This is a genomic window from Demequina sp. NBRC 110051, from assembly GCF_002090055.1.
Classification (GTDB): domain Bacteria; phylum Actinomycetota; class Actinomycetes; order Actinomycetales; family Demequinaceae; genus Demequina.
The window spans coordinates 178,060-201,047 of the sequence record NZ_BBRH01000008.1 but is presented as its reverse complement, the minus strand read 5'-3'; the positions used below and the strand labels follow the sequence as shown (position 1 = coordinate 201,047).

18 protein-coding genes are annotated in these 22,988 nt (G+C 69.6%); 5 read left to right on the top strand and 13 right to left on the bottom strand.

Annotated features, from left to right (window positions below):
• Positions 1–67 precede the first annotated feature (67 nt).
• Both B7K20_RS03615 and B7K20_RS03610 read left to right on the top strand, forming a co-directional pair.
• Positions 68–2,299: a RecQ family ATP-dependent DNA helicase gene (locus B7K20_RS03615; RefSeq protein WP_200809015.1), complete on the top strand. Its 2,232-nt coding sequence runs from the start codon at positions 68–70 to the stop codon at positions 2,297–2,299.
• An 81-nt stretch (positions 2,300–2,380) separates the two neighbouring features.
• On the top strand, positions 2,381–3,358 hold the full coding sequence (locus tag B7K20_RS03610) for an NAD-dependent epimerase/dehydratase family protein (protein ID WP_084100491.1): 978 nt from the start codon (positions 2,381–2,383) through the stop codon (positions 3,356–3,358).
• Here B7K20_RS03610 and hisD read toward each other — a convergent pair.
• Entirely contained in the window at positions 3,341–4,651 is a 1,311-nt protein-coding gene (hisD, locus tag B7K20_RS03605; protein WP_084100488.1) for a histidinol dehydrogenase, read from the bottom strand. The two genes, B7K20_RS03610 and hisD, sit on opposite strands and share 18 nt — an antisense overlap.
• Positions 4,652–4,800: 149 nt before the next feature.
• Positions 4,801–5,172 carry a DUF4260 domain-containing protein gene (locus B7K20_RS03600; protein ID WP_144018518.1) on the bottom strand — a complete coding sequence of 124 codons (372 nt, stop codon included), beginning with the start codon at positions 5,170–5,172 and terminating at the stop codon, positions 4,801–4,803.
• 83 nt (positions 5,173–5,255) lie between these two features.
• Here B7K20_RS03600 and B7K20_RS03595 point away from each other — a divergent pair, with 83 nt between their 5' ends.
• Positions 5,256–6,095 (top strand): SDR family oxidoreductase, encoded by an 840-nt coding sequence (locus B7K20_RS03595; RefSeq protein WP_084100482.1) that lies wholly within the window; start codon positions 5,256–5,258, stop codon positions 6,093–6,095.
• Positions 6,096–6,115: 20 nt separating this feature from the next.
• Here the strand turns inward: B7K20_RS03595 and B7K20_RS12840 are convergent, their stop codons facing one another.
• The 3 genes from B7K20_RS12840 to dnaE form a co-directional block, all read right to left on the bottom strand.
• Positions 6,116–7,153, bottom strand: coding sequence for a hypothetical protein (locus B7K20_RS12840; RefSeq protein WP_144018517.1), 1,038 nt, complete (start codon positions 7,151–7,153; stop codon positions 6,116–6,118).
• Positions 7,150–7,791, bottom strand: a complete 642-nt coding sequence (locus tag B7K20_RS03585; protein ID WP_144018516.1) for a hypothetical protein — start codon at positions 7,789–7,791, stop codon at positions 7,150–7,152. Before B7K20_RS03585 ends, B7K20_RS12840 begins: the two co-directional genes overlap by 4 nt.
• 278 nt (positions 7,792–8,069) lie before the next feature.
• Positions 8,070–11,612 (bottom strand): DNA polymerase III subunit alpha, encoded by a 3,543-nt coding sequence (gene dnaE, locus B7K20_RS03580; RefSeq protein WP_084100474.1) that lies wholly within the window; start codon positions 11,610–11,612, stop codon positions 8,070–8,072.
• Positions 11,613–11,688: 76 nt separating this feature from the next.
• Between dnaE and hrpA the strand changes: the two genes are divergently transcribed.
• Both hrpA and B7K20_RS03570 read left to right on the top strand, forming a co-directional pair.
• On the top strand, positions 11,689–16,023 hold the full coding sequence (hrpA, locus tag B7K20_RS03575; RefSeq protein WP_234985698.1) for an ATP-dependent RNA helicase HrpA: 4,335 nt from the start codon (positions 11,689–11,691) through the stop codon (positions 16,021–16,023).
• Positions 16,020–16,973, top strand: a complete 954-nt coding sequence (locus B7K20_RS03570; RefSeq protein ID WP_084100469.1) for an alpha/beta hydrolase — start codon at positions 16,020–16,022, stop codon at positions 16,971–16,973. The genes hrpA and B7K20_RS03570 overlap by 4 nt, the downstream gene beginning before the upstream one ends.
• 120 nt (positions 16,974–17,093) lie before the next feature.
• Here B7K20_RS03570 and B7K20_RS03565 read toward each other — a convergent pair whose 3' ends face one another.
• The 8 genes from B7K20_RS03565 to ftsZ form a co-directional block, all read right to left on the bottom strand.
• Positions 17,094–18,011: an RluA family pseudouridine synthase gene (locus B7K20_RS03565; RefSeq protein ID WP_234985697.1), complete on the bottom strand. Its 918-nt coding sequence runs from the start codon at positions 18,009–18,011 to the stop codon at positions 17,094–17,096.
• Positions 18,004–18,627 (bottom strand): signal peptidase II, encoded by a 624-nt coding sequence (gene lspA / locus B7K20_RS03560; RefSeq protein WP_234985696.1) that lies wholly within the window; start codon positions 18,625–18,627, stop codon positions 18,004–18,006. Before lspA ends, B7K20_RS03565 begins: the two co-directional genes overlap by 8 nt.
• On the bottom strand, positions 18,624–19,076 hold the full coding sequence (locus B7K20_RS03555; RefSeq protein ID WP_084100460.1) for a TraR/DksA C4-type zinc finger protein: 453 nt from the start codon (positions 19,074–19,076) through the stop codon (positions 18,624–18,626). Before B7K20_RS03555 ends, lspA begins: the two co-directional genes overlap by 4 nt.
• 125 nt (positions 19,077–19,201) lie before the next feature.
• Positions 19,202–20,077, bottom strand: a complete 876-nt coding sequence (locus B7K20_RS03550) for a DivIVA domain-containing protein (protein ID WP_084100457.1) — start codon at positions 20,075–20,077, stop codon at positions 19,202–19,204.
• Positions 20,078–20,171: 94 nt separating this feature from the next.
• A complete protein-coding gene (locus B7K20_RS03545) occupies positions 20,172–20,462 on the bottom strand; it encodes a YggT family protein (RefSeq protein WP_084100454.1) in 291 nt (96 codons plus the stop codon).
• Positions 20,463–20,481: 19 nt separating this feature from the next.
• Positions 20,482–20,961 (bottom strand): cell division protein SepF, encoded by a 480-nt coding sequence (locus B7K20_RS03540; RefSeq protein WP_084100452.1) that lies wholly within the window; start codon positions 20,959–20,961, stop codon positions 20,482–20,484.
• 87 nt (positions 20,962–21,048) lie between these two features.
• Positions 21,049–21,762, bottom strand: coding sequence for a peptidoglycan editing factor PgeF (gene pgeF, locus B7K20_RS03535; protein WP_084100448.1), 714 nt, complete (start codon positions 21,760–21,762; stop codon positions 21,049–21,051).
• 5 nt (positions 21,763–21,767) lie between these two features.
• The gene (gene ftsZ / locus B7K20_RS03530; protein WP_084100445.1) at positions 21,768–22,946 is read right to left on the bottom strand and encodes a cell division protein FtsZ; all 1,179 of its coding nucleotides are present in this window, start codon (positions 22,944–22,946) and stop codon (positions 21,768–21,770) included.
• Positions 22,947–22,988 lie beyond the last annotated feature (42 nt).

The following is a 22,988-nucleotide window of genomic DNA, read 5'->3' as shown; positions in this document are numbered from 1 at the left end:
TCGCCTTCCGTGCGGGCGGCCGATGCCGTGGCCGGCCTTGTCACAGGCTCCCCCTACCGTGGTGGGCATGAGTACGGACCCCGCTGTCGCATCGGCCACCCTCAGCCTTCGTGAGGAGGCCGAGGCCTCGCTACGCCGCCTGGTGGGCCGGGACGAGGTGGCGCTGCGCGACGACCAGTGGACCGCGATCGAGGCGCTGGTGTCGAGGCATGCGCGGGCGCTCGTGGTGCAGCGCACGGGGTGGGGAAAGTCCGCGGTGTACTTCGTGGCGACCATGCTGCTGCGCGCGCGGGGCGCGGGACCCACGGTCATCGTCTCTCCCCTGCTGGCGCTCATGCGCGATCAGATCGCGGCGGCCTCGCGCGCCGGGGTGCGGGCGGCGACGGTGAACTCCGCGAACGTCACCGAGTGGGACGACGTGCACGCGGCGATCGCCCGCGGCGAGATCGACGTGCTGTTGTGCTCGCCCGAGCGCCTCAACAACCCGGGCTTTCGCGACGAGGTGCTGCCGCGGCTCGCGGCCGACGCGGGCCTGGTGGTCATCGACGAGGCACACTGCATCTCCGACTGGGGTCACGATTTCCGGCCCGACTACCGGCGCATTCGGACGCTGTTGGCAGACCTGCCCGAGGGCATCCCCGTGCTCGCCACCACGGCGACAGCGAACGCGCGCGTGACGGCGGATGTGGCGGAGCAGCTGGGCGTCCGGGCGCCTTCTGCGGTGGCGGGCGCGTTGGCGGGTGGCGACGAGACTGCGCTGCGCGAGGAGGTGCTGGTGCTACGCGGCGAGCTGGACCGCGAGTCGCTGCACCTCGCGGTGGTGTCGCTGCCCGATCCGGCCGCGCGGGTGGCATGGCTTGCGGGGGCTCTCTCGGAGATCGACGGCTCGGGAATCGTGTACTGCCTCACCGTCTCGGCGGCCGAGGAGGTCGCGTCACAGTTGCGCTCCGCGGGGCTTTCTGTGGCGGCCTATACGGGGCGGACCGACCCGACGGAGCGCGAATCTCTCGAGGAGGACCTCAAGGCCAATCGGGTGAAGGCGCTCATCGCCACATCCGCGCTGGGCATGGGTTTCGACAAGCCCGACCTCGCCTTTGTGGTGCACCTGGGCGCGCCGTCCTCGCCCATCGCCTACTACCAACAGGTGGGACGCGCGGGGCGTGGCGTGGACCAGGCGACGGTCGTGTTGCTGCCGGGTTCCGAGGACCGCGCGATCTGGGATTGGTTCGGCTCGCAGGCGTTCCCGCCCGAGGAGCAGGTGCGCGCGGCGCTCGGGGCGTTGTCGACGGACCGGCCCGCGTCGGTTCCTGCTCTGGAGACCGCGGTCGACCTGCGCCGCGGCCGGCTCGAGTCGATGCTCAAGGTGCTCGATGTGGACGGCGCGGTGCGCCGGGTCCAGGGCGGCTGGGTCGCGACGGGCGAGCCGTGGGCATACGACGCGGAGCGCTACGCGCGCGTCGCGGCGGCGCGGACGGCCGAGCAGGACACGATGCTCGAGTACGAGCGGCTCCAGACGTGCCGCATGGCGTTCCTGCGCCGGGTGCTCGACGATCCCGAGCTGGTCGACGGCTGGCAGTGCGGCAGGTGCGACGTGTGCGGCGGGGTGTCGCTGCCCGCCGTTCCAACGGCCGATGCCGTGGCCGCCACTCGTACCCAGATGGACCGTGTGGGCGTCGAGGTCGTCGCGCGCAAGCAGTGGCCCACGGGCGTGGACCGCATGGGGCTGGACCTGCGAGGTCGCATCCCGGCCGGTGAGCAAGCCGAGACGGGGCGAGCGGTGGCGCGCCTGGATGGGCTGGGGTGGGCGGTGCAGCTGCGGGAGCTGTTCGAGTCGCGTGACGTCTCCGGGGCTCCGGTCGATGGTGAGACGCCGGTGCCGCTGCGCGGGGCCGCGACCCGAGTGCTCGATGACTGGGACGGGCTATGGACGGGCGCGGGCCTCACGCGGGTGCGGACCATCGACGCGGTGATCGGGGTGAAGTCGGTGACCCGGCCGGAGCTGATGCGCCACCTCGCGCCCGGGCTCGCGCGCTACCTGCAGATGCCTTTCCTCGGGTGGGTCGGGCCCACCGGCGGGCTCGAGGAACCGGGCCGCCATGACCTCAACTCGGCGCAGCGCCTGGCCGTGGTGGCGAGGCGGCTGGGGCTGGAGGACGCGGCGGCCGCCTCTCTTGGCGGGCGCGCGGTGCTGCTGGTCGACGACTACACGGACTCGGGCTGGACGCTGACTGTGGCCGCGCGGCTGCTGCGCCAGGCAGGCGCATCGGCCGTCTACCCCTTCGTGCTCGGCGTGCGGTAGCCGGGCACAGGTTCGCTGTGAGCGTGTGTGCCGTGGGCGAACCCAGGTCCGGGTGCGGCGTCGGTCCGCTGTGATGGATCCATGGACCTCTTGATTCTTGGCGGGACGGCATTCCTGGGCCGTGCGACGGCTGTCGAGGCAGTGCGGCGAGGACATCACGTCACCTGCGCGGCGCGAGGCAGCACGGAGCCACCCGCGGGTGTCGACTTTGTGCGTGTCGATCGAGCCAGAGACCAGGGTCTCTCGGCGTTGGGAGGCCGGCACTTCGACGCGATCGTCGACGTGTCACGCACCCCGCGTCATGTCGAGCGTGCCGTACGCGACCTCGATACGGATCACTGGGTGTTCGTCTCGACCACGAATGTCTACGCCCACTTCGACCGCCTCGAACAGAGTGAGGATGCGCCACTTCTCGAAGGCGTCGAGGATCTCGACGACACCAGCCACTACGGACGGGCGAAGGTGACGTGCGAGCGGCTGGTGCGTGACGCATCGGCCACCTCGACGATTATCCGCCCTGGCCTCATCGGCGGTCCTGGAGATACGACGTCGCGTAGCGGCTACTACCCCTGGCGCTTTGCGCACCCGACTGGCGCCGAGGTGGTGATGCCTGCGGGGCCCGACTTCCCTGCCGCCCTGATCGACGTCGACGACCTCGCATCGTGGACGGTGACCGTCGCCGAGCGCCAGCTCGACGGCGTATTCAACGCGACCGGACCCACCACCAACCTGGGCGACGTGGCGCGACTCTCTGCGGAAGTGGCGGGCAGCACCGCGACCGCTCGGTGGATCGCGGCATCGGTCCTGGCCGAGCGAGGCATCGAGCCGTGGATGGGTGCGGTGTCCCTGCCGCTGTGGATTGACGACCCGTCATGGCGCTGGTTCGCCACGCTGAACACCATGGCTGCCCGCGCCGAGGGCTTGACGACCCGTCCCCTCATCGAGACGCTCGCACGGTGCCTGGTGTACGAGGAGGGGCGCGCAGAACTCTCCTCCGGCGATGCCTCGCGTGCGGGTCTTGCTGACGCGGACGAGCGCGCGCTACTCGCCGCGCTCTAGGCGGGCCTGAATGGCCTGGCCGTGGGCCGGCAGGTCCTCGGCGTTCGCGAGCGCAACCACCTTGTGCCCAATCTCCTTGAGCGCGCTCTCGCTGTAGCGGATGTACTGGATCGCCTTGAGGAAGCTGGTGGTGTTGAGGCCGCTCGCGAACCTGGCCGTGCCGCCCGTGGGCAGCACGTGGTTGGAGCCGGCCATGTAGTCGCCAAGCGGCACGGGGCTGTACGGGCCCACGAAGACCGCTCCGGCGCTGCGGATGCGGCCAGCAACGTCGTCCGCGTCGCGCGTGTGGATCTCGAGGTGCTCCGCGCCGTACGCGTCCGCCACCTGGACGGACTGCGCGATGTTCTTGGTGAGGATCACTGCCGACTGGACTCCGGTCAGCGCCTCCTTGGTGCGCGCCAGGTGCTTAGTGTCATCGGCGCGGCGCCCCAGGGCCTGCTCCACGCGTTCGGCAAACTCCTCCGAGTCGGTGATGAGGACCGATCCCGCCAGCGGGTCGTGCTCGGCCTGGCTGAGGAGGTCGGCGGCAACGAACTCGGCGTCGGCCGAGTCGTCCGCAATGATCGCGATCTCCGTGGGGCCCGCCTCAGCGTCGATGCCGACCACGCCGTTGACCGCGCGCTTAGCCGCGGCGACATACACGTTGCCGGGGCCCGTGATGATGTCGACTGGATCGCACAAGTCGTCGACGCCGTACGCGAGCATGGCGATGGCCTGCGCTCCCCCGGCAGCGTAGACCTCGTCCACTCCGAGCAGGGCGCACGCCGCAAGGATCGTGGGGTGAGGCTCGCCGCCGAACTCCTTCTGTGGCGGGGTCGCGACGGCGATGGAGGGCACGCCCGCCGCCTGCGCCGCGACCACGTTCATGACCACGGAGCTGGGGTAGACGGCCAGGCCACCGGGCACGTACAGGCCCACCCGACCCACGGGCACCCACCGCTGCGCGAGCTGCGCGCCAGCCGCCACCTCGACCGCGACGGGCGGCGGGACGGTGGCCTCGTGGAAGGTGCGCACGCGGGAGATCGCCTCGCGCAGGGCATCGATGACGGCCTGGTCCTGGGACTCGAGCGCCTCCTTGATGCGTTCGCGCGGCACACGCAGGTGCTCGATCTCGACTCCGTCGAACTTGGCGGCGTACTCGCTCAGGGCGTCGGCGCCGCGCTCACGCACGTCGTCGATGATGGGCATCACGATCTCGATGGCGTGACTCACGTCGAGATCGGCTCGGGGCACCACCTGGAGTAGCTCGCGGGCGGTGAGGTCACGGTCACGGAGATCGATGCGGCTCAGCACCCGCCCAGCCTATCTGGCTGACCCACCTGCCGGACCGCTCCTGTGTGCTGCTCGTACCCCCTGTCACTCTGCCCCCGCACCCGTCGCCCCCGTGCGCCCTGTGGGACAGCCACCGTCGCTCTCCGCAGATCTGTGCGTCCTGTGGGCGCTCAGCGCGCGCCGCGCTTTCCCATCCACCCCAGGTGAGTGTGCTGAAAGTCGTCCGTCTCCTTCAGCCCGTATCCCAGCGCCCGATCGGCTGCGATGTGGAAAGCCCACGCGAGAGCGGTAATCATCACGGCATCGGCCCCCTTCAGAGCGAAAACCGCGGCCGCGACGACGGGGCCAATGTACGAGTGGCCGGCGTTGTACAGCGCCGCTCCCACCCGCGGGCCGGCCAGGTAGCCGAGCGCGCTGAGGTCGAAGACCAGGAAGAGGGCGAGCAGCCACCACCACGCGTAGCCAAACGCGCCCACGGTCACCACCACGACGCCCACCGCGATCGCGACGGACTCGACGCGCTGCCATGTGGCTGTGCTCATGCGAGCCACGCTAGTGCCTGCTCTCATGGGACACCCACCGTCGCTCTGAGCAAATCTGCGCGTCCTATGGGACGCTCACCGTCATGCACACCGCACTTGTGACCGGGGTTTCGCGACGACGCGGCATCGGCTTCGCCGTGGCACGGCGCTTCTTGGAGGACGGCGCATCGGTCTTCATCCAGCATCACCGTCCCCATGACCTCGATCAGCCGTGGGGTGGCGACGATATTGACGCACTGGTGGGTGAACTGCGGTCGTTCGCGGCGCCCGGTGCGGTGGTGGGTGAGGCAGGCGTCGACCTGCGTGCACCGGGCGCGCCCGAGGCTCTGGTGGCCGAGGCCGCGACTCTCACCGGCACGCTCGATGTGCTCGTGTGCAACCAGGCCAAGAGCGGCGACGATGGGTCGATTCACGACATGACGGCGGCGCGGCTCACCGCGTTCTGGGAGGCCAACACGCGGGCGACGCTGCTGATGACGTCCGCGTTCGCGGCGCTGTATGGCGGGGTTGCGGGCGGAGCACGCCCGGGTGATCGCGGTTCGCGTGCTCCCTTGGCCGGCCCCGTGGGGCGCGTGATCTGGCTGACCTCCGGTCAGGGCGACGGCGCTATGCGTGGCGAGGTCGCGTATGCCGCATCCAAGGCTGCGCTGTCCGGCGTCACCGCGACCGTCGCCGCGGAACTGCTGGAACTCGGGATCATCCTCAACACGATCAATCCGGGGCCAGTCAACACGGGCTATCTCGACTCCGACTCCACGGACCGCGACCTGGGCCCCATCGATGAGTGGCGGGCGCGCACGCCGTTTGGGCGCTTCGGCGAGCCCGCCGATCCCGCGCGCCTCATCTCCTGGCTGTGCTCCGACGAGGGCGCGTGGGTAGTGGGCCAGGTACTCAAGTCAGACGGCGGGTTGTCGCTGTACTAAGGCACGCGCACCCGTCTGCCTCAGCGCTCACGTGCGGCGAGGTAGTCGGCGATCTGGGCGTCCGAGACCGTGTAGTTGTCGATGCCGTCGCCGTCTGGATCGAGCACGGTCGGAGCGTCTGCGCTGGTAGCGCTTTGATTGCTGCCGCAGTTGCCGTTGAGGTCACAATCGACCAGGCGTGAGCGAGGGCTGTAGATGTGGATGCTCGTGGTGTCCGACGTGGTGGTGGCCGTGCCGGGAGCGTCGATCCAGGTGGAGCCGCCGTTGAGGGAGAACTCGCCGGTCCACTCGGTCGCGAGGGTGAGTTGGATGCGCCGCTCGCCGGGATCGAAGAGGTAGGGCTCGCCGCCGTTCGCGTACGTGGTGCCGGGGCTGGTGGTGGTCCACGAGTCCCCATCGCTGGTGGACCAAGTGAAATTCTGCGGGGTGGCACGGAGCTGAACGTTCGCCCCTAGGAGCGTGACCGTGCGGGTCTGGGGGCCGCCTTCGGCGATGGGAACGATGCCGAGGCTCGAGATCGCATACCCGGCGTCAGGCTGGATCTCATAGCCGCTGGGCGTGATGTCCATCGACCGCCATGCGTCGATCGCGGCGGCGTAGAGGGCGTCGGTGTCGCAGCCATAAGAGCCCATGCGTATCCACGGGCCGTAGGAGCCGTCATCCTGGAGTTCACTACGGAACAGCGGCGGACGGACCGTCTCACCCGGAGCACACGTGTTGAGCGGTGGCGCAGACGTGCCCGCGGTGCAATCGGTGAGCGGGCCTTGCACAATCAGTTCTTCGTCTCCGCGGTCGACTCCGCCCGAGAGCCACTCGAGACACACCTCGTGGCGTTGGTAGCGAAACTTAGGGCGGCTGCCGATCTGGGTTGTGCCTTCATCAACGCTCCCGCCGTCGTCGATCGCGACGTAGGCATCTACCTGCGAGCCGCACGTGTCCGCGCCCCAGTCCCCGACAGTCGCCGACCGCTCACATTGTGGCAATTCCGTCGCTACGAACGGCTGGTGAAACACCGCAGCGCTTGCCAACACGAACGCCGCGACCCCAATACCGCTCACGCCGCCTCCGCCGATACTTCGGAGAGCTCCCACGCGAGGTCGGTGGGGCGCAAGAGAACCCGAGCGTTGTACTGGGCAGGCTCGATGGTCCTGGTGACCTCGCCAGTAGCGGACAGCACATCTACCTGCGGAACCGTGACCGGCACGTCAATCACCCAGGTCCCGTCTGCCTGCGGGCCACCCAATGCACTTTCCGTGAGCACAACCAGGTCGTCGCCATTTGCCGTTTCATCGGCTGCGAGCATGGCGTCCAACGTCTCGAGGCGCGCTTCACAGAACTCGCACTCACTACTTGCGATAGCTTCAAATAGAACCGAGTTTCGCGTGAACACAATCGCCTGCGACTCGACCAGCGCGAACGCCGCAAAGTTCACTGCTCCCGCGAGCGACTCGTTCCGCGCGTCTTCCGGTATCTGAGCCAGCACCTCCGCTTCTGTCAACGCGGTCGCGCTTGGAGAGGGCGAGGGCGTGGGCGAGGCGCTCGCCGAAGGAGTCGGAGAAGTCGTCTCGGCGAACGTCGGCGTCGTGCTGATGATCGGCTCGGGGTCGTCGGTGCACCCGGAGAGAAGCAAGGCGAGCACTCCGAACCCCGCCACGGCCCGCGCGGCGGTCTGCAGAAGCCCCCGGTCTGCACCCATGTCTAGGGACATTACCCAGGTCGCTGCGAGGGTGCGCGGGAAACAAGGCTTCTGTGGACAACGCCGCACCTCAACAGACGTCCACTCGGAGACCCCGAGGTGCACCAGGGCACAATCGCTGTCCACTAGGGAGCAAGGGGGACCCGTGCGAGACCGCAGTGGTGCGCATCACAACGGTGGCCGTCCCACAGGGCGCACAGAAGTGCTGGAAACGACGGTGGTTGTCCCATGGGGCGCTGGCGGGCGTGGTCGGGGGTGCGTAAGGGGGTGGGCCCCCGCTAGGCCGGGACCAGGCAGCCCGCGCCGAAGGCGGCCTTGAGGTCGCCATAGAGCGCCGAGGAGCGTGCCACCCGGAACTCGTCGCCCAGGCGCATCGTGACGGGGTCGCCAGTGCCGGTGAGCACCATGCGCACCTCGATATTGCCCGGGTGGGAGCGCAGGATCGACTTGATCTCCTCGACCATGGGCGGGTTCACGCGCGCGGCCGGGATGGTGATCGCGACCGGCGAGGTGTCCTGCACGTTGAGATTCGGCACGCGCAACTCGACCGCGGAGAACTGCAGCCCGCCGTCGCCGCGCTCACGCGCGCGGACCTTGATCGCCACCACCGCGTCGTCGACCAGGTCCCTCGCGTAGGTCTCGTAGGTCTTGCCGAAGAACGAGATCTCCGTCTCACCCGTGAGGTCCTCGATCGTGACGATCGCGTACGGGTTGCCCGACTTCGCCACGCGCCGATCCACGCGCGTCAGCAGCCCAGCGAACGAGACCTGACCCCCGTCCTGCACCCCGTTGGCAGGGGTCGCGTTCAGGATCTGGTGCGAGGCCTCGGAGCGGATGATGTGGTCCAGGCCCGACAGCGGATGGTCGGACACGTACAGGCCCAGCATGTCGCGCTCGAGGTTGAGCTTGGTCTTCTTGTCCCACTCCTCGAGCTCGGGCACGGTGACCTTGACGCCCGACCCGATCTCCTCGTCCATGCCGAACAGGTCGAACTGCCCCGTCGCCTCCTGGCGCTTGACGCCCACCACGGAGTCGATGGCCTGCTCGTGCACCGCGTTGAGGGAGCGACGCGTATGACCCAGCGAGTCGAACGCGCCCGCCTTGATAAGCGAGTCGATGGTGCGCTTGTTACACACCGCCGCGGGCACCTTGTCGAGGAAGTCCTGGAAGGACGTGAAGGCGCCCTTCTCCTCACGGGTCTTGACGATCGCCTCGACGACGTTGGAGCCCACGTTGCGCACGGCCGTCATACCGAAGCGGATGTCGGTGCCGACCGCGCTGAACAGCCCGCGCGACTCGTTGACGTCCGGCGGCAGCACGGTGATGCCCATGCGGCGGCACTCGGCGAGGTACAGCGCGGACTTGTCCTTGTCGGTGCCGACAGAGGTCAGCAGCGCCGCCATGTACTCGGTCGGGTAATGGGCCTTGAGGTAAGCGGTCCAGAAGGACAGCACGCCGTAGGCGGCGGTGTGCGCCTTGTTGAACGCGTAGTCGGCGAACGGCAGCAGCGTGTCCCACAGCGCCTTGATGGCGGCGTCGGAGTAGCCGTTGGCCTTCATGCCGGCCTCGAAGTTCCCGAACTCCTTGTCGAGAATCTCCTTCTTCTTCTTACCCATCGCGCGGCGCAGCAGGTCTGCCGCGCCCAGCGTGTAGCCGGCGACGATCTGCGCGATGCGCTGCACCTGCTCCTGGTACACGATGAGCCCGTAGGTGATCCCCAGCACCTCGCGCAGCGGCTCTTCAAGCTCGGGGTGAATGGGCGCGATCTCCTGACGCCCGTTCTTGCGCTCCGCGTAGTTGGTGTGGGAGTTCATGCCCATCGGGCCCGGTCGGTACAGCGCCAGGACGGCGGAGATGTCCTCGAACGTGTCGGGCTTCATCTGGCGCAGCAACTGCCGCATGGCCGTGCCGTCGAGCTGGAACACACCCAGGGTGTCGCCGCGACCCAGCAGGTCGAACGTCGCCTCGTCCGCAAGCTCGAGGTCCTCGAGGACCAGCGGCTCCTTGCCGTTGTCGACGATGTTGTCCAGGGCGTCATCAAGAATGGTGAGGTTGCGCAGCCCCAGGAAGTCCATCTTGACCAGTCCCAGGCCCTCACAGGTCGGGTAGTCGAACTGGGTGATGACGGCGCCGTCCTGCTCGCGGCGCATGATCGGGATGATGTCGATCAGGGGGTCGCTCGACATGATCACGCCGGCGGCGTGCACGCCCCACTGTCGCTTCAGTCCCTCGAGGCCCTGCGCGAGCTCGAAGACCTCCTGCGCCTCGGGATCGGTCTCGAGCAGCGCCCGGAAGTCCGCACCCTCATGGTGGCGAGCGTGGCTGGCATCGGTGATGCCCACCAGGGGCATGTCCTTGCCCATGATCGCCTCGGGATACGCCTTGGTCAGCGTCTCGCCCACGGAGAACGGCTTGCCGAGTGCGCGGGCCGCGTCCTTCAGCGACTGCTTGGCCTTAATGGTGCCGTAGGTCGCGATCATCGCGACCTTCTCCTCGCCGTACTTGTCGCTGACGTAACGGATGACCTCGGAGCGACGGCGCTCGTCGAAGTCGATATCGAAGTCAGGCTTGGATTCGCGCTCGGGGTTGAGGAAGCGCTCGAAGTACAGCTCGTGAACCAGCGGGTCGATGTCCGTGATCTTCATCGCGTACGCGGCCATCGAGCCCGCACCGGAGCCACGTCCCGGCCCCACGCGGATCCCGTTGTCCTTGGCCCACTGGATGAAGTCGGCCACCACCAGGAAGTAGCCCGGGTATCCCTTACCGGCGATGACCTCGATCTCGAAGTCGGCACGCTCCTGCACTTCGGCCGGGATGGACTCGCCGAAGCGCTCGTGCAGGCCCTTCTGGACCTCCTTCACGAACCACGAGTGCTCGTCCTCGCCCGCGGGGACGTCGTAGACCGGCATGTAGTCGGCCTTGGTGTTGAACTCGACCTCGCACTTTTCGGCGATCTCGAGGGTCGAATCGCACGCCTCGGGAAGTTCGCGCCACAGCTCACGCATCTCTGCCGCGCTCTTGAGGTAGTAGCCGTCGCCGTTGAACGCGAAGCGCTTGCCGCCCTGCTCGTAGGTGGGCTCGTTGAGGTTGGAGCCCGACTGCACGCACAGCAGCGCCTCATGCGCGACCGAATCCTCTTGGCGCACGTAGTGCGAGTCGTTGGTCGCCACGAGGGGCGCGCCCAGCTGGTGGGCCAGGCGCAGCAGGTCCTCGCGCACGCGCTTCTCCAGGAGCAGCCCGTGGTCCATCAACTCGACATAGAAGTTCTCGGCACCGAAGATGTCCTGGAACTCGCCGGCGGCCTTCAGCGCCTCGTCGTACTGGCCCAGGCGCAGGCGCGTCTGCACCTCGCCCGACGGGCAGCCGGTGGTCGCGATGATGCCCTTGCCGTAGCGCTGCAGCAGGTCGCGGTCCATACGGGGCTTGTGGAACTGTCCCTCGAGCGACGCATACGAGGACATGCGGAACAGGTTGTGCATGCCCGCGGTGTTCTGCGCCCACATGGTCATGTGGGTATACGCGCCGCCGGCGGAGACGTCGTCCGACTCCTGCCCGCGCTCACCCCAGCGCACACGTGTCTTGTCCTGACGCGCGGTGCCGGGCGTGAGGTACGCCTCGACGCCGATGATGGGTTTCACGCCATGTGCCTGGCCCTTTGCCCAAAAGTCGTAGGCGCCAAAGATGTAGCCGTGGTCCGTGGTCGCGAGCGCCGTCTGCCCCAGTTCCTTGGCGTGCTCGAACAGATCGTTCAGCCTCGCCGCACCGTCCAGCATCGAATACTCGGTGTGGACATGGAGGTGAACAAAATCGGAGCCCGGCATGGCACAAGATTCTAAGACCGCCCGCCGACATCGAGGGCCGCGCCGGGCCGCACCCAAGGCCTGAAACAATAGGCAGGTGAGTGACGAGTCCCGGACGGCCGATGCCGGCGCTGGCCAGCCGCGCGGGCGCGGCCCCCGCAGGGGCCGCCAGGCGGGTCGCCCGCACCCGCGCGACCCCCACCGCAGGGTGAACCGGCGCGAACTAGAGAGCGCCGCTGCGGCCAGGCGCGCCGTGACGCTCGCCCCCATCTCCTACCCCGCCGAGCTGCCCGTGAGCGCACGCCGCGAGGACATCGCCGCCGCGATCCGCGACCACCAGGTCGTCATCGTCGCCGGCGAGACGGGATCGGGCAAGACCACCCAGCTGCCCAAGATCTGCCTGGACCTCGGCCGGGGCCGCGACGGTCAGATCGGCCACACCCAGCCGCGCCGTATCGCGGCACGCTCGGTCGCGGAGCGCATCGCGGAAGAGCTCGGTACCCAACTGGGCGACACCGTTGGCTACCAGGTGCGCTTCACCGATCAGAGCTCGGACACGACCCTCGTCAAGGTCATGACCGACGGCATCCTGCTGGCCCAGATCCAGCGCGATCCGGACCTGCTCGCCTACGACACCCTCATCATCGACGAGGCCCACGAGCGCAGCCTCAACATCGACTTCCTGCTCGGCTACCTCACCAACCTCCTCCCCCGCCGCCCCGACCTCAAGATCATCATCACGTCGGCCACCATCGACTCCGAGCGCTTCGCCCGTCACTTCGCCCCCGGCGGCCCGCTGCCGCCGCTCGAGGCGACGCCCGATGCCATGGCACCTGCCGTACCCGAGCCAGCCGACGCATCGGCCGCCCAAGAGACGGCGCCCGTCGTCGGGGTGACGGGGCGGACGTACCCCGTCGAGATCCGCTATCGCCCGCTCGCGGGCGAGACGCGCGGCGACGAGGTCGATCAGGCAACAGGCATCGTCGCGGCGTGCGACGAGCTGCTCACCGAGGGCGCGGGCGACATCCTCGTGTTCCTCTCGGGCGAGCGCGAGATCCGCGACGCCGCCGACGCGCTCGAGGGCCACTTGGGCCCGCGCGCCCGCGACCCCAAGCACCCCCGGAGCGTCGAGATCCTGCCGCTGTACAGCCGCCTGAGCGCCGCCGAGCAGCACCGGGTGTTCGAGGCGCACAGTGCCCGGCGCATCGTGCTCGCCACCAACGTCGCCGAGACGTCCCTGACCGTCCCGGGCATCCACTACGTGGTCGACCCCGGCACGGCCCGCATCTCGCGGTACTCGAAGGCCACCAAGGTCCAGCGGCTCCCGATCGAGCCCATCTCGCGCGCAAGCGCCAACCAGCGCTCCGGGCGCGCGGGGCGCCTGGCCGACGGCATCGCGATCCGGCTCTACTCGGAGGAGGACTTCGAGGGAAGGCCCGCCTTCACGGAGCCGGAGATCCTCCGCACGTCGCTCGCCTCGGTGCTGCTGCAGATGATCGCCGTGGGCGTGGTCTCCTCGCCTGACGACGTCGCCGCGTTCCCGTTTGTGGAGCCGCCGGACACGCGCGCCATCCGCGACGGCGTGCAGCTGCTGAGCGAACTGGGCGCAATCGAGATCTCGGGCGGCGTCACCCGCCTGACCGCCACGGGACGGTCGCTCTCTCGCCTGCCGATGGACCCGCGTGCGGCCCGCATGGTGGTCGAGGGCTCGCGCCGCGGCGTGGCCCGCGAGGTCGCGATCGTGGCCGCCGCCCTGTCCATCCAGGACCCCCGCGAGCGCCCTGCCGAGGTGCGCGAGACCGCCGACGCCCTGCACCGCCGCTTCGCCGACCCCACGTCCGACGTGCTCACGTATCTGAACTTGTGGGAGCACCTGCGCGCGCGGCGCCGTGAACTCTCGGGCAATCAGTTCCGCCGCGAGGTGCGCGCCGAGCACCTGAACTATCTGCGCATCCGCGAGTGGCAGGACGTCGTCGAGCAGATCCGCATCGCGGCCAAGCCGCTGGGCATCGAGTGGGCGCGCAAGGACGCGGTAGCGGCCGATGCCGTGGCTGGGTCGGGCGGCGACGGCGGCTCGGTCGGTGGTCGTCATGGCGACGGCCCGCGGGCCGGGTCCGTGCGCTACGTGTGGGACGAGGAGGCGATCCACCGCTCCGTGCTGTCCGGCCTGCTCAGCCAGATCGGCATGCAGGAGACGGGCGAGCCCAAGGCATCCCAGTTCTCTCACCTGAGCGGCGGGGCGCGCGAGGCGGCCATGCGTCGCGCCAAGAAGCAGGCACGCAACGAGTACCTGGGCTCGCGTGGCACGCGGTTCGCGATCTTCCCCGGCTCGGCGCTGTCGAAGAAGCCGCCGGCCTTCGTCATGGCTGCGGAGCTGGTCGAGACCTCGCGCCTGTGGGCGCGCGACGTCGCGGCGATCCAGCCTGAGTGGGCCGAGGAGCTCGCAGGCGACCTCGCCAAGCGCACCCACTCGGAGCCCGTGTGGTCGGCCAAGCGCGGCGCGGCCGTCGCCACCGAGCGCGTGCTGCTGTACGGCGTACCGATCGTCACCGACCGCACGGTGCTGTGGGGACGCCTCCACCCCGAGGAAGCACGAGAACTGTTCATCCGGCACGCCCTGGTGCAGGGCGAGTGGCGTACGCATCACCGGTTCTGGAAGGACAACCAGCGGGTCCTCGCCGAGGCCGAGGAGCTCGAGGCGCGCACGCGCTCGCGCGGGCTGATCGTCGACGAGGACACGCTGTTCGACTTCTACGACGAGCGCATCCCCGAGTCGATCGTGTCCCAGCGTCACTTCGACAGGTGGTGGGACCGCGAGCGCCGGCGCTCCCCGCGGCTGCTGACGTTCTCCCTCGACGACGTCGCGCCCGAACACGAGGACCTCGACCTCGACGCCTTCCCCGATGCCTGGCCCCAGGGCGACCTCACCCTGCCGCTGACGTACCAGATCTCCCCCGGCTCCGCGGCGGACGGCGTGACAGTCCACATTCCCGTCGCCGTCCTCGCCCGCGTGGTGCCGGACGGGTTCGACTGGATGGTGCCGGGCATGGCCGACGACCTCGCGACCGCCACGATCAGGGCGCTGCCCAAGACGGTGCGCAGGCTCCTGGTGCCGGCTCCCGATGCGGCGCGGGCGATCGTAGCGTGGCTGCGGGCCGAGACTCCCGCGTGGGAGGACGTGGCCCGCGCGGGCGACATGGCCGAGCCCTACCGCGCGGCCTTCACGCGGGCCGTCCGCGCGCTGCGCGACGTCGAGATCCCCGCCGAGGCGTGGGACGGCCACGAGGAGCGCCTGCCCGACCACCTGCGGATGACCTTCCGCGTCGAGGACGGGCGCGAGGTGCTGGGCGAGTCCACGTCGCTGTTGTCTCTGCAACGTCGTCTCGCGCCCGAGGCTCAGGCGGCCGTCGCTGCGGCCATCGGAACTCCCGCCGGACTGGCGCGCCGCGAACCGGGGAAGGCCGCACCTCAAGCCGACCCACGCGCCGGTGGGCCCGCGGCGGGCGCCACCGCACAGGGTGGAACTCCCGTGCTCACCGGCACCATCGAGCAAGGCGACCTCACCGGCTGGCCGGTGATCGCGGGCTCGGCCTCCGACGCGCTTCCGACCGAGGTCACCGTCCAGGCCGGCACCGCGACGGTACGCGGCTATCCCTCCCTCGCGGTCGAGAAGGGCGCGGTTGCGCTCCGCGTGCTCGCCCACGCCGAGGCCGTCGCGCCTTCCCACGCGGCGGGGGTGGCCGCCCTGCTGCTGACCGAGTGCGCCCTCGTGACCAAGCGCGTCACCACGCGGTGGAACACGCAGCAGGCGATGGCGCTTGGCGCCTCGCCGTACCGCACCACCGACGCCCTCGTGACGGACCTGCAGCGCGCGGCCATCGCGCGACTCACGGCAGACGACGATCTCGCGAAGGTGCGCGACCGCTCAGCCTACGAGTCACTGCGAGAGCGCGTGCGGGCGGCGCTCGAGGACGAGGTTCTCGCGGTGGCAGCGGTCGTCGCCCAGGCGCTCACCGCGTATCGCGAGCTCGATGTCGCGATCGGCGGCGCCAATTCCCTCGCGCTGCTCACCACGCTCGCGGACCTGCGCGCAGTCGCCGGCACGCTGATCTACGACGGCTTCATCGCGGCGACCCCGCCCGAGCGACTGCCCCACCTCGCGCGCTACCTCACCGCGCTGACGCAGAGGCTCGACAAGGCCGCCTCGAACCCCCACCAGGACGCGGTCCTCGCCGGCCAGGTGCGCGACGTCGCGGACACCGTCGCGGAGGCGACGACCGCGTACGAGCGCGGGCGCCCCGATCCCGAGAGGGCGGCCCGGCTCGAACGAGCCCGTTGGCTCATCGAGGAGCTGCGCGTCTCGCTGTTCGCGCAGCGTCTCGGCACCTCGGAACCCGTCTCCGCCAAACGCATCCTCAAGGAGCTCGCATGACAGGCAGCGACACCACCCCCGCCACCGGGGCCACGTGGGCCATCTGGACCGGTCGCCTCGTCGCCGTGGCCGCGGTCCTCGCTCCCGCGTGGGTCTTCCTCACGGCGTGGTCGCCGGTCACCCACGGCTCTCCCGCCTACGCCGTCCTGCTCCTCGGCACGGCGGTGCTCGGCACCGTCGCCCTGTGGCGGTCGTGGCGCCGCCCGCCCCGCAGCAGGGGTTGGCGGGTAGCCGTGCGGTTCGCGGGCCACGTCCTCGCGGCGGCATGGGTGGCGTTCCTGGTGTGGCTCACGCCGTTCGGCGCCACCGAGCCTTCACTCAGCGCGATGGACGGTTCTGCCGAGGCGATCGTCACCGAGTCCCCCAGCCAGATCCTCATCGAGCCATCGGGCAACGACAGCACCGCGGTGGGAGTGCTGTTCCAGCCCGGCGCCCGTGTGGACGCCCGCGCGTATGTCGCCGAACTCCTGCCGCTCGCCGAGGCCGGGTATCCGGTCATCATCATCAAGCAGCCCCTCGGCATCGCGTTCACGGCGCTATCGCGCTGGCCCGATCCCCTGCGCGAGCCGTATGCCACGGAGTGGGTGGTGGCCGGGCACTCGCTGGGTGGCACGGTGGCGGCCATGCAGGCCGACGACCGCGACGACGAGGACGCCGCCGGGCTGATGCTCCTGGGCTCCTACCCCGCCGGCGACATCTCTGAGTCGCTCACCGTGCCCGTGCTGTCGATCTCCGCCTCCGAGGACGGCCTGTCGACTCCCGCCAAGATCGAAGCGTCCCGAGCGGACCTTCCCACCGACGCCACCTTCACCGTCATCGATGGCGCGAGTCACGCGTCGTTCGGCGACTACGGGGTCCAGCCCGGCGACGGCACGCCGACGCTCGACGACGACGAGGCCCGCACCCAGATCAGCGAGGCGATGCTGGATTTCCTCGCGGCCCTCCCCTGATTCCGATTGGTTTGGCCCACATGTGGGGCTCATGCATACTCACGTGGCTGATGTGACGCGCGCACGCGTCTCATCAGCCACACTGCTCACCACCGTGGGCCAAACCGACGCCGGGGGGGTCTAGCCGCGGAGCTTCTCCAGCGCCGCCGCGAGGTCCGCGGGGTACTCGGAGCGCACGCGCACCTCGCCCTCGCGAGTGGGGTGCGCGAAGGCGAGCTCGTGGGCGTGGAGCCACTGGCGGGTGAGCCCCAGGCGCGTGGCCAGCGTGGGGTCCGCGCCATACGTGAGGTCGCCGGCGAGCGGGTGACGCATGGCGGCCATGTGCACACGGATCTGGTGGGTGCGGCCGGTCTCGAGGTGGATCTCCAGCAGCGAGGCCGCGGGGAACATCTCGAGCACCTCGTAGTGCGTGATGGACGGGCGGCCGTCCTGCGTCACGGCGAACTTCCAGTCCGAGCTGGGATGACGGCCGATCGGCGCGTCGATGGTGCCGGCCGTGGGGTCGAGGTGGCCCTGCGCGACGGCGTGATAGATCTTCTCCACCGTGCGCTCCTTGAAGGCGCGCTTCAGGTGCGAGTAGGCGATGTCCGACTTCGCGACGACCATCAGGCCGGACGTGCCGACGTCGAGCCGGTGCACGATGCCCTGACGCTCGGCCGCCCCTGACGACGCGAGCGTGACGCCTGCCGAGGCGAGCGCGCCCACGACCGTGGGACCCGTCCAGCCCGGCGAGGGGTGCGCGGCGACGCCCACGGGCTTGTCGACCACCGCAAGGTCGTCGTCCTCATAAACGAGCGTGAGGCCGCCGGGGACCTCCGGCTCGGGGGCCGCGGAGCGCTCGTCGGGCAGGTCAACAATCAGCATGCCGTCACCGACGCGGTCGGACTTCGCGAGCGTGCGCCCGTCCTGCATCACGCCGCCCGCGGCGAGCACATCGGCCGCCTTCGTGCGCGATAGGCCCAGCATGCGCGACAGCGCCGCGTCGGCTCGGTCCCCCACGAGCGCGTCGGGAACGGGCAGGTAACGCGTGTCAGCCACGCGGGGTCCCCGGCTCGGGGGTCGTGGGCGACGGGGCGTCCGTAGGAGCGGCCGATGCCGTGGCTGGCGTGTCATCCGCGTCGCCACTGTCGGGGTCGCCCGCGCCTTCGACGGCGTCCGTGCCGTCACTCTGACCGTCACTACCGACCGGCGCGAGCACGGGGCGTCCCGCGAGCGTCACGAGGAGCATCGCCACGGCCACGCCGACGATCGCGATGTCCGCGACGTTGCCCACGAACCAGTTGTTGTAGTTGATCATGTCGACCACGTGGCCGCGCATGAAGCCCGGCTCACGGAACAGCCGATCAATCAGGTTGCCCACGGCGCCGCCGAGACCCAGGCCAAACAGCCAGGTCGCCAGGCGCGACTGCGCCCGCCTCGCGTACCAGATGATGCCCACGGTGATCGCGAGCATGATGAGCGTCACCACCCAGGTGAAGTCGGCGCCCAAGGAGAACGCCGCTCCTGAGTTGAACACCAACTGGATCTGGAGCCATTCGCCCAGGACCTCGTGCTTCTCATACGGCACCAGGGTGTTCAGCGACCAGATCTTCGTGGCCTGGTCAACGGCAACGACGGCGGCTGCGACCAGCCAGAAGGCTGGTCGCCAGGTCAACGACGCTCCTCGCGCTGCTTGCAGGTGACGCAGTGAGTGGCGCGCGGGAACGCTTGCAGGCGAGCCTTGCCGATGCCCTGGCCGCACACCTGGCACGCGCCATAGTGACCGGTCTTGACCCGGCGCAGCGCGTCGATGCTCTGCTCGAGCATCTCGCGGGTGTTCTTGACGATCGACATCTCCTGCTCGCGCTCGAGGGCGGTCGAGCCGGCGTCGGCCTGGTCATCCCCGGCACCCTCGGAGGTGTGCAGGAGGTCGTCCAATTCGCTCTCGGCGCCCTCGAATTCGGCCACGAGTCGCTCGACGTCTTCGTTGAGCGTCGTCACGATTCCACGCAGCTCGGAGAGCTTCCACGGCTCGTCGCCCTCGCGCACGGGCATGGCCTTCGCGTCGGAGGCCTTCAGATCGGCGGGGTCGATCACCACCACCGTCAGGTCTGTACTAGTCATGCCCATCCTCGTTTCGGGTAGTGACGAGATGTTAGTCCGATTCCAGCGCGCGAGCAAAGCGCCGCGCGGCACACGACGGGGCGCCGCCCAGCCTGAGCCGGTGCGGCGCCCCGCGCGGTGTGGTCTTAGTGCTGCTCGCCCTCGGGCTCCGCACCGAAGGTACGGGCCACGTTCGACTGTCCGGCGTCGTCGGCCAGCTCGAGGCGGGGCGTGTACTGCGAGGCGCCCCAGGCGGGTGCCTCCTCCTCGCCGGTCTCCTGCGCGGAGACGGCCGAGGCGGACGACTGGTCGCGCACCTGCGCCCAGGGGCTGGGCGTGGGCTCGGGACGCTCCACCTCGTCGGAGGCCTCCTCGGACGCGTCTTCCGCGGGCGCCTCGGTGGCCGAGTTCACGGCCGCGGCGGCGCTGGCGAGACCGAAGCCTCCCGCGACCGCGGGAGCGGCGGACGGCGCGGCCGGAGCGGCGGGCGTCTCGTCGCCACCGTGGTCGAGGTCGCCCAACAAGTTCTCGAGGTAGCTCTTGAGACGACCGCGGTAGTCGCGCTCAAAGCGGCGCAGGTCGTCGATCTTCGACTCGAGCCCGGTGCGCTCGGTCGCGAGGTCGTCCATGCGCGCCTTGGCGTCGGTCTCCGCCTGCTCGACGATCGACTCGGCCTTGGTCTTGGCCTCGTCGATAAGCCGGTCGCGCTCCTCCTCGCCCGCGGCGACGTACTCGTCGTGGAGCTTCTGCGCCATGGCGAGCATGCCGGTCGCGCTGGGCGGCGTGGGGTCGGTCGCGGCCTGGAGGAGGTTGTCACCCTGTGCGGGGGCCTCCGCCACGGGCTGACCGGCCTGCGCCTGCGCGAGGCGCTGGGCGAGGTCGTCGCGCTCGGCGATGAGCGACGAGATGGTGTGGGCGACCTCGTCGAGGAAGTCGTCGACCTCGTCCTGGTCGAATCCTTCGCGGTACTTGGTCTTGGAGAACGCCTTGTTGAGGACGTCCTCTGCCGTCAGAAGTGCCATGGGTGACCACCTCGGGTTGAGTCGCGGCCGGCAGGCGCCGACCAGGGCTGATGAGTTTTCACTGTACTCACATGTCTATCGACGCGCACATGAGTCACGGGACAAAGTAATTGAGCATGTTGCTCAGAATCGAGCAGCCAAGGAACAGCACCAGGAACGCCAGATCGAAACGGATCTGTCCCAACTGGAGCGGCGGAATGATCTTCCGCAGGGCCTTGAGCGGCGGGTCCGTCACCGTGAAGATCGACTCGGTGACGACGAGCATCGCGCCGGCGGGACGCCAGTCGCGCGAAAACGACATCACAAAGCCCAGGATCATGCGGCCAATGAGGGCCATCATGAAAAGGAACAGGACGAACTGCACCACCGAGATTGCTGCTGACACGCGGTGAGCCTAACCGACGTCAGCGCTCGTTGAAGAACTCGCTCTCCTTGCGAGCGGGAGGCTCCTCGTCCACGCCGATCTCGACGTGCGCGGGCGACAGCAGGAACACCGAGGTCGTGACGCGCTCAATGGAGCCGTGGAGGCCGAAGGACAGACCGGCGGAGAAGTCCACTAGACGCTTCGCGTCGGCGTCCGACATCTCGGTGAGGTTCATGATGACCGGCACGCCCTGACGGAACGCCTCGCCGATGAGGCGCGCGTCGTTGTACGTACGCGGCTTGATGGTCTGAATGCGACGGAGGTCGCCCTCGGACATGGCCGATGCCGGGGTGCGGTGACGCTCGCGGGGAGCGGCGTGGGAAGGCTCGGGCTTCTCGCGGACGTCGGAGACGTCATGCAGGTGCGTCACGGGAGCGAGCTCCTCATCCGTGTAGTCGTAGTCCTCGTGCTGGCTCGTGTCGAAGCCGAGGTACTGAATCGCCTTGCGCATGGCGCTCATGATCTCTCCTGCCGGTGGTCACCTGAAGTTCTCTCTCAAGGTACGGGCGCATCCTGCCGAGGTTCGGGAGCGACACGCCGCGCCCCGTCACGGGTGAACGATGACTCCGGCGTGGCGACCCGTGACGCGCTCGCCGCGGTAGGAAAACACGCGCTCATCCTCGAGGGTGCACACGGGGATGCGCGTGATGCCGCGGATGCCGAGCTCCCCCAGCCGCGCCTCAATCGCTCGCGGCAGGTCGAGCGCGGGCGTGCCCCAGGACGTGCGCGAGAACGCGAGCGGGTGGCGCCGTGCGACCTCGGCACGCATGTCCTCTGGCACCTCGTAGCAGCGCCCGCAGATCGCAGGCCCAATGGCCGCGCGGATCGCGTCGCGCGCCGCGTCTCGGGGGCGCAAATCAAGCAGCGCCGCCCACGCGGCGTCGATCACGCCGGCGAACAGACCCGGCCGTCCCGCGTGAACGGCCGCGACCGCGCCCGTCACAGAGTCATGGAGCAGCACAGGCACACAGTCGGCCGCGATGGCCGCCAGCGCCACGCCCGGCGTCGTGGTCACAAGCACATCCGCGCGCGGCGACGGTGCACCGGGAGTGTCGACGTGCGCCACGCGGATGCCGTGCTCGGCGGTCAAGAAGGTGACCACGGCATCGGCCGCCTGCTCCACCCTGCGGCGGTTCTCGTGAACCGCCGCAGGGTCGTCGCCCACATGGTCGGCGACGTTGAGCGAGGCGTAGGGCGCGAGGGAGACTCCCCCGTCCCTCGTCGTGAAAAACGCGCGGACCGGGAGCCCGGCGTCGATCATGCGGGTTACCGCAGGAACTCGGGTACGTCCAGGACGTCCTCGCGTGACTGGCGCACCGGGATCGCGTCCGTGTCGGGCGCCGGCTCGTCGGCATCGATCGCCTGCGGCACCGCGGGGGTGACGCCGGCCGATGCCTGCTCCACCGGGGCCTCGACCGGCTCCTTCTCGGCGGCGGCCGGGGCGGCCGAGGCGTTCTCGAAGCCGCCGATGGCGCCCTCGTGGCGACGCGTGGTCGGCGCTCCGCCGTCGAAGCCTGCCGCGATCACGGTGATGCGCAGCTCGTCGCCCAGCGAGTCGTCGATGACGGTTCCGAAGATGATGTTGGCCTCGGGGTGAGCGGCCTCGCGCACCAGGCGGGCGGCCATCTCGACCTCCTTGATGCCTAGGTTCGAGCCACCCGCAATCGACAGCAGCACGCCGTGCGCGCCCTCGATCGAGGCCTCGAGCAGCGGCGACGCGATCGCGCCCTCGGCGGCCTCGAGCGCGCGGGACTCGCCGCGCGAGCTCGCGACGCCCATGAGCGCGGTGCCCGCGCCCTTCATGACGGACTTCACGTCGTTGAAGTCAACGTTGATGAGGCCGGGCGTGGTGATGAGGTCGGTGATGCCCTGCACGCCGCCCTGGAGGACCTGGTCGGCCGCCGCGAAGGCGCCCAGGACGCTCAGCTGGGCGTCCGAGATGTCGAGCAGGCGGTCGTTGGGGATGACGATGAGGGTGTCGACCTCTTCGCGCAGCGTCTGGATGCCGGCGTCCGCCTGGTCCGCGCGACGGCGGCCCTCGAAGCCGAACGGGCGCGTCACGACGCCCACGGTCAGCGCATCGAGCTCGCGGGCAATGCGGGCCACGACGGGCGCGCCGCCCGTGCCGGTGCCGCCGCCCTCGCCCGCGGTCACGAAGACCATGTCGGCGCCCTTGAGCGCCTCGGCGATCTCGTCGGCGTGGTCCTCGGCGGCCTGGCGGCCCACCTCGGGGTCGGCGCCGGCGCCCAGGCCACGCGTCAGCTCGCGGCCGATGTCCAGCTTGACGTCGGCATCGGACATCAGCAACGCCTGAGCGTCGGTGTTGATGGCGATGAACTCGGCGCCCTTGAGGCCGACGTCGATCATGCGGTTGACGGCGTTCACGCCGCCGCCGCCCACGCCGACGACCTTGATGGCGGTGATGTAATTCTGCGGTGCGGCCATGAGACCCTCTCCCAACCTTAACCCTCTACTTGAGGGTTATAG